Here is a 14,554-nt window from a genome sequence, read left to right as displayed (position 1 = left end):
CGCCGTTTGTAAAATTAAGTTAGAAAAATAAAAAAGCCATTTGTGATAGACTTTTGAATAACCACAAACAAAAGTAAAGGAACATCACAAATGACTTATAAACATCTTACCACACGTGAACTAACCCTCATAGCTAATTTTTGGCACCAAGGTACGAAGGCTTATCAAGCTGCTAAACTGCTTAAACGAAGCCAAGAAACTATTTACCGAGTCTATCGATTTCTTGATAGCGGTAAGACCATTGCACAGTATCTTAAGGCTTACCAACGGAATAAGCAGCGTTGTGGTCGTAAGCAGGCTCAGCTAGCCAAGGATGAGATCAGCTACATCAATGAGCAGGTTAAAGCGGGCTGGACACCTGATACGATCATTGGTCGAGCAGAACGGACAATTAGCTGTAGTATGCGGACACTTTATCGGATGTTTGCTCGTGGACAGTACAATTTTGCCGTCCAGCAATTACCGATGAAAGGCAAGCGACACCCCAATGGCTATGTCGAACGACGTGGTAAGGCGGGGCATCTCGGTCGGAGTATTTACCAGCGATACCATGATTTTCCTCACTACCAACACGAGTTTGGTCACTTTGAAGCTGATACTGTTCAAGGAAAAGCTCATCGTGGTGCGGTCATGACCTTGGTGGAACGTCAATCTAAGGTGATGATTGTGCTTAACGTTCATCGTAAAACTGATGAAGCAGTTAACTATCACTTGGATAAATGGCTTTCTAAAATACCTCGTCATTTCGTTAAGTCGATTACCTTTGATAATGGTAAGGAATTCGCGGGCTGGCGTGAGATTGCCAATAAACATGATCTTCATACTTATTTTGCGGAGGTTGGAGCGCCCAATCAACGCGGCCTGAATGAAAACAATAATGGTATCTTACGTCGTGACGGTCTCAGTAAACGATTAGACTTCCGTAATTTACCAGATGAACTAATCACCCAGCTGATGCACAAACGAAATACTATTCCACGGAAGTCACTTCACTACCGCACACCACTTGAAGTATTCCTAAGTCACGTCACAGATGAACAGCTTTCAACATTTTTCTAATTTAAATTGACATTTCGGGCTTAAAAACTCGGTGACCATATCCACTACTTATATGCAAACTTGAACAAATATCACTAAAAGTAAAAGCTGAATTCACATCATCATTATTAACCCAATCTTCAATTGTGACTGAAATATCTCGTCCAACTTTAGCTTCCTTATCGGTAAATGGCAAATTATATCCTTTTATTTTCTGTACTAAAATACTTAATTGCTTTAGATATTGTAAGAGTATAATTTCAATATCTACTTGAACTTCAAAGTCATTTCGACGAGCTTTATCCTTACATAAATTAACAATATCATTCAATATTTTCCCAGATATATGCGCTAAGTCCGAATGTGCTGGTATCAATTTATTAGCTAAAAGGCCTATAATTTTTGAACGTAATTCAACATCTTCAAAATCAAAATGCAAACACATATACGTCATCTTTTTATAATCATCTGCATTCCTATTTGTATGCAACGTACCCGGTGCAATTAAAATAGCATCTCCTGGTCCAAGATCAATTACACGTGAGTCCTTAATCTCCGTAAGTTGATGCCCTTTTGTCACAATCATTAATTCAATTACTTGATGGCTCTGTTCAAAAAAAGTCCACCCGCCATTTACCGTATGCTTATGACCACCAAACATATATAATCCTGATTCAATTGTCGGAAATGATATGAAGCTCTGCACCTTTATTACTCCTTTCTTTTAACTTTTTGTTCCATCATTAATATTATCTGTCAAAAAGTACTGCGTGTTTAGGTCTATTTATAACCTAAATTTGTTAATTCGTAACTTATCTTTTATCTAAATATTTGTTATATTCTGACCATAATTTATTATATCCATTTTAAGGAACCGCTTTCAAAAAACAAAAAAAGTGCTATACTTTATCACAAAAGTTAGTCATTTATTTAAACTAACTAATACAAGCAACTAACTTACACCTTTTTATTACTGTTTGTATATAAGTTAGGAGACTTAACATGAAACATAAATTATCATCAGGGTGGATATATTTCTTTGCTGCCTTAGGCGGATTACTCTTCGGATATGATACCGGATCAATTTCTGGAGCCATTCTTTTTATTGAAAAGCAATTAGCATTGAATTCCTGGCAACAAGGATGGGTTGTTTCAGCAGTTCTTGTCGGTGCTATTATTGGCGCCATTACGATTGGTCCTTTCTCAGATCGCTTTGGTCGTCGAAAGCTGCTATTATTAACATCTGTTCTCTTTTTTATCGGGGCTTTAGGTTCTGGGTTAGCTCCTGAATTTTGGACCTTAATTCTTACACGAATTATCCTTGGATTAGCTGTTGGGGCCGCTTCATCTTTAATTCCTACCTATTTAGCTGAACTAGCACCAGTTGCCAAGCGCGGAATGATGTCCGGAATGTTCCAACTCATGATTATGTCTGGTTTACTCTTAGCTTATATTCTTAACTATTACCTACAAGGAATCTATACAGGCTGGCGCTGGATGCTTGGTTTTGCGGCTTTACCTGCTGCAATTTTATTTATCGGTGCAATTATTCTTCCAGAATCGCCACGTTACTTAGTTCGTAATGATAAAGAAAATGTTGCTCGCGAAGTCTTAATGACAATGAACAATAATGATGAAGACGTTGTTAATGGCGATATCGCTAAAATTAAGAAACAAGCGGAAATCGTCTCTGGTGGTTGGAAAGAATTATTTGGTCTAATGGTTCGTCCCGCACTAATAGCTGCAATTGGTTTAGCTATTTTCCAACAGGTAATGGGCTGTAATACGGTTCTTTACTATGCACCAACCATCTTTACTGATGCTGGATTTGGTGTTCACTTTGCCTTACTTTCACATATTTGGATCGGTATCTTCAATGTCATCGTAACTTTCATTGGAATCTACCTTATGAACAAAGTTAGCCGGCGTAAAATGTTAATCGTTGGGGGCTGGCTAATGGGCATTACCCTCTTCGTTATGTGTTGGGGATTAATGCATTCTAGTGACTCAAAACTAGCTGCTGATATTGCTGTCATTTCAATGGTTATTTATATTGCCTCATTCTCTGGTACTTGGGGCCCTATCATGTGGACAATGATTGGCGAAATGTTCCCGCTTAACATTCGGGGCCTTGGAAATTCTTTTGCTGCTGGTGTTAACTGGACTGCAAATGCAATTGTTTCATTGACTTTCCCACCACTACTTAGTTTCTTCGGCAAAGGTACACTATTTATTGGTTATGGAATCTTCTGCCTTCTAGCTATTTGGTTCGTTCATTCCAAAGTCTTTGAAACACAAGGTAAATCACTTGAATCAATCGAACAATGGTTACGCGATCAAGCAACAAAGAAGCAAAAGGGCACATCTTCTGAAACTACTACTGTCCAAAAAGAAAATTAAATACATGATATTTAGCCGGCACGACAAAATTGCAAAGCCGGCTTTTTAAATCTAATATAAATCAAATTATGATATAATGAAGTCGTTATAAGCAATAGGAAGGAGAATGACAATGATATCATATAAAGATTGTACTCCTGACGAGCTAGATTACACGATTGGTAAAGGCGGTAACCTAACAATTACTGTCAACGATAAGAAAATCGTTCTCACTTTTAGCGATGTTCCTGCCGAAAATTCTGATTACATGGATGTTAAGATTCTTTCCGAACCTAAGCATATAATGGCTTCAATCGTAATCGATGCCTATCAAAAGGATAAAGCGGACGACCCAGAAACAGAGAAAATGGTAAAAGAAAAGTTAGCTAACTGCATTAATACAGCTGTAAAAAATCGTTTCGGCCTCATCTAACAATTACGGACATGACAATTTTCTAACACAGAATGAAAAAGCCTCTAGTATTCGGCACATCTGAACACTAGAGGCTGCTTTATATTTAAAATAGTAACGAGACCGTGCTAATCTTCAGTCTCTAATCGACATTTTTTACTTCTTTAGGCCACTTGAAATGTAATAAATAATCATCTAATCCTAAAGCGCGGTGAATTGCCAACGAACTTGCTCCTAATAATGATGTCATTCGTGATCCTTTAATCATCTGAATAGGTGAAAATATCCCTAATTCTACTAGTCGATCCCGCACCATGACATATATTTCTGGTAAATCTTCAAACAAGGTTGAATTAAAATAGACTTTTTCTGGTCCATACGACACAACCGCATTATAGGAGACCTCTGCAATTAGATTAGCGGCATGATTTAAAATCTGTTGCACCTGGTCATCTTCACGATAAAGTTTAACTAATTCGGTACTTGTTAATGAGGTTAAGTTCTTAGCATCCATTATCTGGCGCATAATTGCCTCTTCAGAACATAAGGATTCGACTTTTACAAGTTGTCGTGATCCGCTATCTAAGTCATTAGACATTAAGCTCCTGCCAATTTCACCTGCCATTCCGCGAAAGCCACGATATAAGCTGTGATTTGTGATAATACCAACACCAATTCCCCGATGGATACTAATAGTTATTAAATCACGAATATCTTGGTTAACACCAAAGTCTTGCTCAAAAACTGCCGATAAATTAGCTTCATTTTCTAAGACAACCGGTACGTCAAATTCCTTACTAAAATATTCTTCAAGGTCAATACCCTGCAATTCAAGAAATGGTGAGTCAATTACCTTATTGTCATACACAATCCCATGAATTGAGAATGCAATCGCTAGTAGACCATGTTGGGTTGAATCAACACCTTGGAGTTTCTTTATCTCCTTTTTTATCATTTGCATAATGCTTAAAATATCAAACTTTTCAATTGGTTCACGGCTATATTGAATAATTTCTCCATTGAGATAATTAAACATCGCTGCCATATATGTTGTTCCAATATTAAAACTTGCAACATACCCATAGTTATGGTTCATACTAACAAGATGTGGTTTTCGGCCACCGCTACTAGTCGATTCTCCCTGACGAATGCCCTCAATAAAGCCTTCTTCATTTAATTCATCATATATTGACGAAACCGTTGATTTATTCAATTTTAGCTGCCGTGCTATCTCTGCTCGTGATGTTTCAGTATTATTAAATAGCTGTTGCAAAACGAGTTTTTTATTTTGGATTCGTGAAAGATTACGGTGGTCATTTATCATTTTTAGCTACCTCTGATTAATAAAATATTTTATATCGGTAATGCCTGTACTACAGCACAATTAGCTTTATTATAGCACGAAAGAAGGCTTAACTAGTTTAACGTTTTAGTCGCAATAGTTTGATTTCTAAATAACACCATAAAATAATTAACAGTACGCTGTAAGCAGCCGAAAGCCAGACTACATATTTCAAAAAAGCTAAAATGTGAAATACAGTGAGGATTTGCAGACAAATTGTTAAAACAATCCATACTACTAAGTGATCTTTAACTCGGTCACGGTGTTCAATTAGTTCATCTTTTTTCATAATCATTCTCCATACAAAAAGAGGGCTGAAATGAGTTAGTTACCCCTTCACCCTCTTAATGAGCTAATTAATCGTTCTTTGCCATCTTATCCCGTAATTCTTTACCGATTTCTTCATAGCCAGGCTTACCAAGCAATCCAAACATATTTGTCTTGTAAGCTTCCACTCCTGGTTGGTTAAATGGGTTAATGCCGTTTAAGTAGCCGGAAATTCCCATGGCAACCTCAAAGAAGTAAATCAAGTAGCCTAGCGTGTACTCGTCTTCTTGCGGGATATGAACCGTCATAACCGGAACGCCGCCATCAGTATGAGCAGCAACAACCGCTTCGTAGGCCTTGGTGTTAACGTAATCCATTGTCTTACCTTCCAAGTAGCCTAAGCCATCAAGATTATCCGGTTCAGTTGGGATTTCCATGTCATAGTTTGGCTTATCAAGCTTAACAACAGTTTCCATCAAGAAACGACGACCTTCTTGGATGTATTGACCAAGAGAGTGCAGGTCTGTGGTGAAGTTAGCCGATGATGGGTAAATGCCCTTTTGATCCTTACCTTCTGATTCACCAGCTAATTGTTTCCACCATTCCGCAAACATCCGCATATTTGGTTCGTAGTTTTCCAATAGCTCTGTTTCATAACCCTTACGGTAAAGGATATTCCGGTATGCCGCATATTGATAAGCTTCGTTCTTAGTCAAATCAGGGTCAACATAGTCTTTTTCTGCCTGGGCTGCTCCTTCCATCAGTTTATCGATGTCAGCACCGGATGCGGCGATCGGCAAAAGACCAACAGCAGAAAGAACCGAGTAACGTCCACCAACCCCATCAGGAATAACAAAGGTCTCGTATCCATTAGCATCAGCCTCGGTCTTTAAAGCTCCTTTTTCCTTATCAGTTGTGGCATAAATCCGCTTATTTGCTTCCGTTTCTCCATACTTCTTAATTAAAAGATCCTTGAAAATTCGGAAAGCAATTGACGGCTCAGTTGTTGTTCCTGACTTTGAAACAACATTAATTGAGAAGTCCTTATCGCCGATTAATTGAATCAAATCATGAACATAAGTCGAACTTAAGGAATTACCAGCAAAAACTACTAATGGTGCTTGGCGATCCTTAGCCTTTTGTGCTTGGTAGAAAGTGTTATGCAAGAAGTCAATCGCCATTTGTGCTCCCAAGTAGGAACCCCCAATTCCAATGACTACTAAAACATCAGAATCACGTTGAATCTTATCAGCGGCTTTCTTAATCCGTGAAAATTCTTCTTTATCATATTCAGTTGGTAAATGCAGCCAATCACGGAAGTCGGCGCCAGCGCCTGTTCCATTCCGTAATTCATCATTAGCGGCGTTAACCATTGCTTGCATTTCACCAAGTTCGTTATCGTGAACAAATTGCTTTAATGCGCTACTGTCAAATTTAATGTGTGTCATTCCAATAGCTTCTTTCTTTTTTATTTTTTAGACATTTAAATCATAGCGGATAATGAAGTCGGTTTCAATCAGAACTAAAAAATTTTTCTTATAAATACAGAATTGACAATCCAAATATAATTAGGCATACTTTGAACATAGTAAGTATCCGCTTACATCACAGAAAGGAAAAATAATTATGGACCAAAATACAGAAAATATGCTTGCAGGAAAACCTTACCGCCCTGGTACTCCTGAGCTTAATAAATTCTCACAGCTTGCGCATCGTCTTTGCCGTGATTATAATTTAACAGCAGATGAAGATACGGTTGAACGAAAAGCGATTATTAACCGTCTATTTTCGGATCATGCCGATGGGGTCTATCTTCAAGGACCTATTCATATTGATTATGGTCGTTTTACTAAACTTGGCAAGAATTTCTACGCTAATTTTAATTTTACTGTTCTCGACACATGCCCAGTTATAATTGGCGATAATGTAATGTGCGGACCAAATGTTTCTATTATTACGGCAATGCATCCCCTTATGTACCAGCAACGAAATATCCGCAAACAGGCTGATGGACAATTTGATGATATTGAGTATGGCAAACCCGTCACAATCGGTAATAATTGTTGGTTTGCAAGCAATGTAACTATTTGCCCTGGCGTAACGATTGGCAATGGCTGTGTTATTGGCGCAGGTGCTGTAGTTACTAAAGATATTCCTGACAATTCGCTCGTCCTTGGCGTCCCAGGTAAAGTCATTCGTACCATCACTGAAAAAGATCGTTTATCAAACTATCCTTACTAAAAATAAAAGACGCTTGCATCATGCAGGCGCCTATTTTTTATGCAAAAATTGTTAAAATACTTCCGGCAACAATAAAGATGATCCCGGCAATTGTGAATGACATTTCTCGACGGGTCTTGTGCTCATGAAGGATAAGCACACCACCAATAGTCGCGATAATAACATTCATCTGCGTGAAGACAAAGGCAACATTGATTCCGAGTGCCCGTCCTGCAAAGATGTAGGCAAGCGCCGCGATACCCCAGGAAATTCCTCCCCAGATATTAAGGTATTGTTTCTTTTGCTTAAATGAGTCAATGTTTCCTGAACAAATCGCATAGATAACAGATCCAAGTAAAATACCAAGCATTTCTGGAAGGAAAATTCCAAGCGAACTGTCATTAGCAATCATTGGCATCTTAGGGAATGCTGAGTATACCCAGTAACCAATAGTTGTAATAAGAAGGAAGAAGAAGTTTTGGACAGTAACTTTCTTTCCAGTGCTCTCATCAGATACTGATGTCATCAATGCCCCAACAATAACAATTGCTAATGCGATGAATCCTACTGTAAGAGCGTGGGCACTATGCCATTCACCAAAGATAATAACCCCAATTAAAGAGTTACCAATTAACTGGAACATTGTTGATAACGGAATTGTGTTTGAAACACCCATTCGCTTGAATGAAATAAATTGACCAATTTGACCAATCGTCCATAAAGCACCACATAGTACTGAGAACCAGAAGCCAGCCATACTTACCGTTGGATGACCAAAAATAAATGCAACTAAGCCGACAAGTGTTGCACCGGCACCGATTCCAAACATTTGGTTAATGGTTGATCCACCAATCTTACCAGTAATTAGTGGCATAAGTCCCCAACCAATCGCTGGGATTAAAGCAAGTAAATAATTCATTAAAAATTCTCTCCTATCAATCCGTTGTATGATTACAGGATATAAGTTTAGCACAAGGTAAACGCTTACACAAGCGCTTTCTTTAAATTATTCATCGTAAATGAATTGGTCTATAAAAACAAAAACGCCTTAACTACAAGGTTAAAGCGTTATACGTAAAAAAATGGCTTACTTTTTATCTTTATTATTTGTTTGTTGATTATTATGGGGTGCATAATCACGGTCAGGGAAGAAAATCGTAAAAGTGGTCCCCTTTCCATGTTGGCTTTTCACGTTAATCTTACCACCATGCAATAAAACTAATTGGTGTACAATTGCTAATCCAAGTCCGGATTCGCCATACTTAGTACTCATTCTTGAACGATCTGCTTTATAATAACGTTCCCAAATGTTATCTAATTGTTCTGGGGTCATTCCGATTCCATTATCCTGAACTTCAAATTGACTCCCTTTTTCAACCCGGTACCCGCGAATATCAATTATTCCTTGGTCAGTAAATTGAATTGCATTTTGAATAATATTAAACATAATCTGGACAAAGCGGTCGTAGTCGGCGTAAACGCGTAAATCTTTTTCAACATCTAACCGCAACGTGTCTTTCTTTTCTTTAGCCTTCTTAGATAGCTGCTCCTTTAGATTTTCGAGAACAGCTGATGCATCAAATACTTTCCGTTCCATTGCGATCTGGTTAGTGCGGATTTTTTCGTAGTCTAAATTATCATTTACCAACCGAATTAGCCGCCGCGTGTCATTTTGCATTAGTTGAATACTATGCTTTTTATCTTCCTCGGGAATTGCATCATACTGTAACCCCTCTAAGATTCCATTGATTGTTGTCAACGGTGTCCGCATCTCATGGGCTGCATCAGCCATAAATTGCCGGCGCCGTTCTTCCTGCCGCCGAATTTCTTGTTGTGATTCACGCAATGATGCCGTCATCTGGTTAAAACTACGCCCCAAATCAGCAACTTCATCACGACCATCATCATCAACCTCAACGTTATAGTTTCCACGCGCAATTTGGTGGGTTGCCAAACGCAGCCGATCAATCCGCTTAGTAATTGACCGCGCTAAGAAGTAACTAACGGCTAATGTAACAAGACTGGCAGTAAGCAACGCCATTATCAAGTTTGTTTTTATCTGATGCATATTTTGCTCAATCGTTGATACAAACGTTGCAATCGATACTACTGCAATCATTTTCCCCTTATAAAAGTATGGACGTGATACTTCTGTCATTCGGGGTGATGTCCCATTGGAAACCCGGGCATTGATTTTGGGAGTAATTAGCTTTGTATAGACCGTTTCTCCTTTTTTTAACTTTTTCCAATCATCTTTACTCATATTAGGAGTAAAACCATTACTAGCAAAGATCTTACGATGAGTTGTATCATAAATCGCAAAATGAACATTTTGACGGGTCAACAAGTTAGCATTGCTATTCAATGACTCAGTCGCAAAACCTTCAAAACTCTGCGTTGCCATATTATAACGAATCGAATCTTGAATTAAACTATCAGAATAACTTTTCAGCTGTTGCCAAGTATTGTGATATAGGGTGTTATTAGTAACATTAATAAATGAAATACTAACAATCGCCATTAAAATCATAATCACTGCAAAAAATGACAGCATTAGCCGATACATTAATTTCATTAGTCGTTACCTTCATCGTCGAATTTATATCCAACACCCCAGACAGTTTTAATAACCTGTGGCCCGATATCTTCAAGCTTTTGCCGCAGCTTCTTGATGTGCGCGTCAACTGTCCGCTCATCGCCATAATATTCGTAGTCCCACACTAATTGTAGCAATTGGGACCGGGTGAAAACTTGGCGAGGCTTTGATGCCAGAGTCTTTAATAGGTCAAATTCCTTAGGTGTTAGATCATTTACCGGTTTATCGTATAGGAATACTTCCCTTGTTTTAGTATTCATCTTGAAATGCTTTGTTTGAATATCAAACGTATCATCATTTTCATCGTCATGAACATCTTCTAATTTATTCAAGTGAGTTCGCCGATACAAGGCTTTGATTCGGGCAATTAACGTAATCGTACTAAATGGTTTCGTTACATAATCATCTGCCCCAATCTCAAGCCCTAAAACCTGATCACTTTCCGTATCACGGGCGGTCAGCATTATTAATGGGACAGTTGGTGATACCCGCCGAATATCAGCTGCTACCTGCATCCCATCTTTTTTAGGGAGGTTGAGGTCCAATAAAATAATATCCCATTTATGTGGATCAGCATTAAATTTTTCCTCTGCTTCTATTCCATCGTATGCAAAATCATATTGCCATTTTTCTTTTTTAAAAAACATTGCCATCATTTCACAGACGGAATGGTTATCTTCAATCATTAAAATTTGCATTTTTGTCATTCCCCTAATATCAAATCTGATTTAGTATTGTCTCGCTTAATTTTAACATATTCACAATGTTCACTTAATAATATCATTTCTCAGCCAAAATAAAAAAGTTTGAGAACAATCATTCCCAAACCTTAGTAATTATTCAAAAACAAATTGACCCTTCATCGTCACCGGGTTAAAACTGACATCTTCCGTGCTTGCATCTTCAAGATCATCGCTATCATCTGACATTGAATTTTCAGAAGCCGTCCCATTATCCATCGCATCGATAATTGCATCAAGATTACTCAAATTTTTCATTGTCTTCATCATATCAGCAAAGTCATTTAATTCGTCAGTAGCTTCATTTAGTTCTTTGACTAGTTTCTTTTGCTCACCCTTTGAAGCCCAGTCTTCTGGATCATTTGGCTTTTTATCTCCCCGATAGAAAAGCAGGTTCTTGTCTTTAGGCCCTACAATAAATTTCTTAAAGCCATATGTAACTTTATTATCCTTAGTATAGGTTTTTTCTCCAAAAAGATCTGTAGTAAGATCCTTGAGGTCACTTCTCGAGTAGCCTGCATCTTCATATAATTGTGATCGATATTGAAGATACCAATTGTCATCATGCTTAACTACCTGTACCGGAACCTTAGCCTCACTGAGGTAATTTTTATAAAGACTACTATCCATTAATTTTTTTAATTCAGAAACGGATTTATCGTACTCTGCAAACTCCCTAATTGAACGTTCATTCTTGTCAAAAGCGGTTGTAAAATCTTTCATTGCCTTTCCGGTATCAGATGATGATACAAATTGAATATAACCAAGCTTTTTGTTTTTACCATCTTTATCGATAACTAGCTTAACGTTCTTTTTACCATCAATATAACCATAATATGTACCATAAACTCGTGGATGAACGACTCCCCAAATGCCAGCAATAACCACCAATATGATAATAACTCCGCCAATAATTGAAAGAGTCTTATGGGAATTAAACCATGACTGTGAACTATTTTCCTTTATTGCTTCGTTGGGACCATTTTCTTCCTTTGCCATTTGCAATTATCCTCCTATAAATAAAATATCCCCAATTCACATAGTATCATAGTATATTTTTAATTTAAATCATAATCTTGATTCTATAATTAGTTAGCAGTAGATAAATTTTTTATTACTGTTAGATTAAAATGAGGCAATAAAAAACCACCACGTTTTACTGTGATGGACGCGCCCAATCGATAAATTCGTTGTAATTGCTCAATGATCCAGTTCTAAGTTTTTGTATTAGCCGGATCGTTATCTTTAGCAATGTTGATTTTTGCTAAGCGACTTAATTATTAAATTGTACATTATTCTTTGTTAATCTTGATTATTTAAAAACATTACTAATTCCTCAGCGTCTTGTTTACTCAATCTACCGATAATCTTCAAGTTAAATTTCCTCTTATCAATTTTACCTACAGTTATTGTATCAATATAAGACTGCTTATTAAGACCAGCCTCTTTCCAATGGTCTATTTTGAAGTAATTTTTCCTAATCTCAAATGATTTGTTTTCATATTTGGAGGTAATTTTATAGAAGCGAACCTTATTATCACTATCAGAAATAATATAAATTGGTCTTTTTTTTCCACCGCCATTCCAAGAAATATAAGCTATTGAAATATCATTAGTCTTCATCAAAGAACTCCTTCATTTCTTCTTCACTATTGATTTCTTTTTCCGGCTTATCCTTTGACAACAGACGTATTCTTAAAGCAGTTTGTTGTTCTGGAGTTAGGCTAAAACTGAGTGGAATTCGTCCCGTTGCAACGATTTCCTTGTAAAGAGCATTGATAACAACGGTGGGGTTAAGCCCGATTTCATTCATAATATCTTCTGCTTCATTTGCTAAATTGCGTTCAACATTTACTTGAACTTTTTTATTTTTCCGTGCGACTGAATTCATCATTATAATCACCTCATGATCATATTATAATCCTAACAAGATTATACATCAATTTTAAGTACTGAATCTTTTGTAATTATCATTATCTTATTTACCGTCCAATATGCCTCTTAAAATTCACACTTTAAATAATGAAAGTATGAACTCTAAGGGATGTTGTACGATCAGTTTGAAGATTAATTATTATATTTTATTTCTCTTTAACCAAGAATTATAGCTGCTAACATACCATGAATTATATGGCCGATTGTGTGATATAAAAGTCTTTGTTCTTTTCCATAATATAACCGATAATATCTGCATTTTCTGCTGGCATTAACTTTTAGGTTGTTTAGCAAACTTAATTTTAGTCGGGTACGATAACTTGTAGCCATGTTTATTGGCTGAGATATAGCATTTATAGTAATCAGCTGTCCGGTATCAGCTAATTTCACATTCTTTAATAATAATGTCCTATAGCTATTTTTATACCCTACTCTTTCAAATTGACCAATAAAACTATACCGTTGCTTATTTCCTAGCCATTTTAATTCATTACGCATTATTCTCAACTTCTTTCTACAAGATTAAACTAAAGCTATTACTTGTTCAGGGCGGCTCGCCCGCGAGAAAAAAGTAAAAATAAGTGCGTTACTATTATTGCTATAGAATATACATCTGTATAACTACATTGCATAGAGGATCAACCTGATATCATTTTTAAAACAAAAAAGCTTTCCCATGTAATTAGGAAAGGCCTTCTTTAGTGGTAATTGATAAAGCTACCGCAATTTATATTTCTGCACATTTACATTCGATTTACTTGGTGGCGTATTCTTATTCTTGCCATATTAATTTACTTACTCTCAATACAACAACCAAATCTTATCTAGTATTTACAAAATATTACTTTCACACACAATACAATTAAATTAGAACAAATCTGAATGAGTACCAATTCCTGTTAAATAAATCATGTCTTTATTTGTCCGAATATATAGCAATAAGTGATCCCCGTTATGGCCGTCAAAATGTAAGTCTAAACCTCTTATTTTAAGATCTGCTAAACTGCCAAATCGATTTTTTATCTCTTGACGCTGCTGTTTAGTTAAATTAATTGGATGTTCATAAAAATAATCAGGAATTTCTTGGTCATTCAAGAAACACTCAATAACATGTTTCCAAGGTGAACGATGATCATTTTCAAAAGGTACTTCACCATAGAAAATATTATGCCAACGGGGATTTTTCTTAACCTTTTTCCGTTGCTTCTTGAATCGACCTGTAGGAATTATTTTACTCATCTAGCAACTTCTCCAACTCATCATACGAAGAAGCACCTTTTAAATGCGGCTTTTTCATGTCATCAATAGCTTCATCAATTGATGACATTGTTTCAGCGTTCGGGATCCCCCAATACTTAGGAAGACCATCATTTGCTACGGATGATAACATCATACGAATAAAACTAGAAATAGATAATCCGTGTGCCGCTAACTCTTTACTAGCTCGTTCCTTAACATCAACTGGTACCCTACTATCTACTCTTGAATCCATACTTATCACCTCATTTATATTGTATGACAAATAACACACAATTTCAATCGATTAATATTGAGGTTTGTAATAATCTTTATTATCATAATTCACTGTACATATAGTTCTCCGCTATCAGGAAGAGTAGAAAAAA

The 14,554-nt window shown here is 36.8% G+C and carries 17 protein-coding genes; 4 read left to right on the top strand and 13 right to left on the bottom strand.

What is annotated here, in order from left to right; translation table 11 throughout:
• Positions 1–90: 90 nt before the first annotated feature.
• Positions 91–1,059, top strand: a complete 969-nt coding sequence (locus tag H5S41_RS01310) for an IS30 family transposase (protein WP_085720378.1) — start codon at positions 91–93, stop codon at positions 1,057–1,059.
• Between the two features lies 1 nt (position 1,060).
• On the opposite strand, the gene H5S41_RS01305 is transcribed toward H5S41_RS01310, so the two are convergent.
• Positions 1,061–1,744 (bottom strand): cupin domain-containing protein, encoded by a 684-nt coding sequence (locus tag H5S41_RS01305; RefSeq protein WP_310740884.1) that lies wholly within the window; start codon positions 1,742–1,744, stop codon positions 1,061–1,063.
• A 296-nt stretch (positions 1,745–2,040) separates the two neighbouring features.
• Between H5S41_RS01305 and H5S41_RS01300 the strand changes: the two genes are divergently transcribed.
• Positions 2,041–3,438 (top strand): sugar porter family MFS transporter, encoded by a 1,398-nt coding sequence (locus H5S41_RS01300; protein ID WP_182601798.1) that lies wholly within the window; start codon positions 2,041–2,043, stop codon positions 3,436–3,438.
• A 112-nt stretch (positions 3,439–3,550) separates the two neighbouring features.
• A complete protein-coding gene (locus H5S41_RS01295) occupies positions 3,551–3,850 on the top strand; it encodes a hypothetical protein (RefSeq protein WP_182597783.1) in 300 nt (99 codons plus the stop codon).
• A gap of 121 nt (positions 3,851–3,971) precedes the next feature.
• On the opposite strand, the gene H5S41_RS01290 is transcribed toward H5S41_RS01295, so the two are convergent.
• The 3 genes from H5S41_RS01290 to H5S41_RS01280 form a co-directional block, all read right to left on the bottom strand.
• The gene (locus H5S41_RS01290) at positions 3,972–5,153 is read right to left on the bottom strand and encodes an ROK family transcriptional regulator (protein ID WP_182601796.1); all 1,182 of its coding nucleotides are present in this window, start codon (positions 5,151–5,153) and stop codon (positions 3,972–3,974) included.
• 97 nt (positions 5,154–5,250) lie between these two features.
• On the bottom strand, positions 5,251–5,460 hold the full coding sequence (locus H5S41_RS01285) for a hypothetical protein (protein ID WP_163705096.1): 210 nt from the start codon (positions 5,458–5,460) through the stop codon (positions 5,251–5,253).
• A gap of 67 nt (positions 5,461–5,527) precedes the next feature.
• Positions 5,528–6,886 (bottom strand): glucose-6-phosphate isomerase, encoded by a 1,359-nt coding sequence (locus H5S41_RS01280; protein ID WP_182601794.1) that lies wholly within the window; start codon positions 6,884–6,886, stop codon positions 5,528–5,530.
• A gap of 178 nt (positions 6,887–7,064) precedes the next feature.
• Here H5S41_RS01280 and H5S41_RS01275 point away from each other — a divergent pair, with 178 nt between their 5' ends.
• On the top strand, positions 7,065–7,679 hold the full coding sequence (locus tag H5S41_RS01275; RefSeq protein WP_182601792.1) for a sugar O-acetyltransferase: 615 nt from the start codon (positions 7,065–7,067) through the stop codon (positions 7,677–7,679).
• A 37-nt stretch (positions 7,680–7,716) separates the two neighbouring features.
• On the opposite strand, the gene H5S41_RS01270 is transcribed toward H5S41_RS01275, so the two are convergent.
• The 9 genes from H5S41_RS01270 to H5S41_RS01230 all read right to left on the bottom strand — a co-directional run bounded on the left by H5S41_RS01270 (position 7,717) and on the right by H5S41_RS01230 (position 14,421).
• The gene (locus tag H5S41_RS01270; protein WP_182601790.1) at positions 7,717–8,577 is read right to left on the bottom strand and encodes a GRP family sugar transporter; all 861 of its coding nucleotides are present in this window, start codon (positions 8,575–8,577) and stop codon (positions 7,717–7,719) included.
• Positions 8,578–8,745: 168 nt separating this feature from the next.
• Positions 8,746–10,233, bottom strand: a complete 1,488-nt coding sequence (locus tag H5S41_RS01265; RefSeq protein ID WP_182599248.1) for a sensor histidine kinase — start codon at positions 10,231–10,233, stop codon at positions 8,746–8,748.
• Positions 10,233–10,952, bottom strand: coding sequence for a response regulator transcription factor (locus tag H5S41_RS01260; protein WP_163705092.1), 720 nt, complete (start codon positions 10,950–10,952; stop codon positions 10,233–10,235). The genes H5S41_RS01265 and H5S41_RS01260 overlap by 1 nt, the downstream gene beginning before the upstream one ends.
• Before the next feature lie 138 nt (positions 10,953–11,090).
• A complete protein-coding gene (locus H5S41_RS01255) occupies positions 11,091–11,993 on the bottom strand; it encodes a hypothetical protein (protein ID WP_182601788.1) in 903 nt (300 codons plus the stop codon).
• Positions 11,994–12,296: 303 nt separating this feature from the next.
• Positions 12,297–12,617 carry a MazF family toxin-antitoxin system gene (locus tag H5S41_RS01250; RefSeq protein WP_182601786.1) on the bottom strand — a complete coding sequence of 107 codons (321 nt, stop codon included), beginning with the start codon at positions 12,615–12,617 and terminating at the stop codon, positions 12,297–12,299.
• Complete coding sequence (locus H5S41_RS01245) at positions 12,607–12,888, bottom strand: type II toxin-antitoxin system RelB/DinJ family antitoxin (protein WP_182601784.1); 282 nt, start codon at positions 12,886–12,888, stop codon at positions 12,607–12,609. The genes H5S41_RS01250 and H5S41_RS01245 overlap by 11 nt, the downstream gene beginning before the upstream one ends.
• Positions 12,889–13,085: 197 nt before the next feature.
• Positions 13,086–13,427 (bottom strand): hypothetical protein, encoded by a 342-nt coding sequence (locus H5S41_RS01240; RefSeq protein ID WP_182601782.1) that lies wholly within the window; start codon positions 13,425–13,427, stop codon positions 13,086–13,088.
• Positions 13,428–13,796: 369 nt separating this feature from the next.
• Positions 13,797–14,168 (bottom strand): type II toxin-antitoxin system RelE/ParE family toxin, encoded by a 372-nt coding sequence (locus H5S41_RS01235; RefSeq protein WP_182601780.1) that lies wholly within the window; start codon positions 14,166–14,168, stop codon positions 13,797–13,799.
• Entirely contained in the window at positions 14,161–14,421 is a 261-nt protein-coding gene (locus H5S41_RS01230) for a type II toxin-antitoxin system RelB/DinJ family antitoxin (protein WP_182599246.1), read from the bottom strand. The genes H5S41_RS01235 and H5S41_RS01230 overlap by 8 nt, the downstream gene beginning before the upstream one ends.
• Between the last annotated feature and the right edge of the window lie 133 nt (positions 14,422–14,554).

The sequence above is a fragment of the Limosilactobacillus albertensis genome, from assembly GCF_014145555.1.
GTDB classification, from domain to species: Bacteria; Bacillota; Bacilli; order Lactobacillales; family Lactobacillaceae; genus Limosilactobacillus; species Limosilactobacillus albertensis.
The sequence above is the reverse complement of the archived record's forward strand: the minus strand, read 5'-3'. Positions and strand labels throughout refer to the sequence as shown.

What these genes read in the sequence shown, in the direction of transcription:
- H5S41_RS01270 (WP_182601790.1), bottom strand. Translation starts at nt 8,577, where the DNA reads ATGAATTATTTACTTGCTTTAATCCCAGCGATTGGTTGGGGACTTATG.
- H5S41_RS01255 (WP_182601788.1), bottom strand. Translation starts at nt 11,993, where the DNA reads ATGGCAAAGGAAGAAAATGGTCCCAACGAAGCAATAAAGGAAAATAGT.
- H5S41_RS01235 (WP_182601780.1), bottom strand. Translation starts at nt 14,168, where the DNA reads ATGAGTAAAATAATTCCTACAGGTCGATTCAAGAAGCAACGGAAAAAG.
- H5S41_RS01250 (WP_182601786.1), bottom strand. Translation starts at nt 12,617, where the DNA reads ATGAAGACTAATGATATTTCAATAGCTTATATTTCTTGGAATGGCGGT.
- H5S41_RS01265 (WP_182599248.1), bottom strand. Translation starts at nt 10,233, where the DNA reads ATGAAATTAATGTATCGGCTAATGCTGTCATTTTTTGCAGTGATTATG.
- H5S41_RS01240 (WP_182601782.1), bottom strand. Translation starts at nt 13,427, where the DNA reads ATGCGTAATGAATTAAAATGGCTAGGAAATAAGCAACGGTATAGTTTT.
- H5S41_RS01300 (WP_182601798.1), top strand. Translation starts at nt 2,041, where the DNA reads ATGAAACATAAATTATCATCAGGGTGGATATATTTCTTTGCTGCCTTA.
- H5S41_RS01290 (WP_182601796.1), bottom strand. Translation starts at nt 5,153, where the DNA reads ATGATAAATGACCACCGTAATCTTTCACGAATCCAAAATAAAAAACTC.
- H5S41_RS01285 (WP_163705096.1), bottom strand. Translation starts at nt 5,460, where the DNA reads ATGAAAAAAGATGAACTAATTGAACACCGTGACCGAGTTAAAGATCAC.
- H5S41_RS01310 (WP_085720378.1), top strand. Translation starts at nt 91, where the DNA reads ATGACTTATAAACATCTTACCACACGTGAACTAACCCTCATAGCTAAT.
- H5S41_RS01295 (WP_182597783.1), top strand. Translation starts at nt 3,551, where the DNA reads ATGATATCATATAAAGATTGTACTCCTGACGAGCTAGATTACACGATT.
- H5S41_RS01245 (WP_182601784.1), bottom strand. Translation starts at nt 12,888, where the DNA reads ATGATGAATTCAGTCGCACGGAAAAATAAAAAAGTTCAAGTAAATGTT.
- H5S41_RS01280 (WP_182601794.1), bottom strand. Translation starts at nt 6,886, where the DNA reads ATGACACACATTAAATTTGACAGTAGCGCATTAAAGCAATTTGTTCAC.
- H5S41_RS01275 (WP_182601792.1), top strand. Translation starts at nt 7,065, where the DNA reads ATGGACCAAAATACAGAAAATATGCTTGCAGGAAAACCTTACCGCCCT.
- H5S41_RS01230 (WP_182599246.1), bottom strand. Translation starts at nt 14,421, where the DNA reads ATGGATTCAAGAGTAGATAGTAGGGTACCAGTTGATGTTAAGGAACGA.
- H5S41_RS01260 (WP_163705092.1), bottom strand. Translation starts at nt 10,952, where the DNA reads ATGCAAATTTTAATGATTGAAGATAACCATTCCGTCTGTGAAATGATG.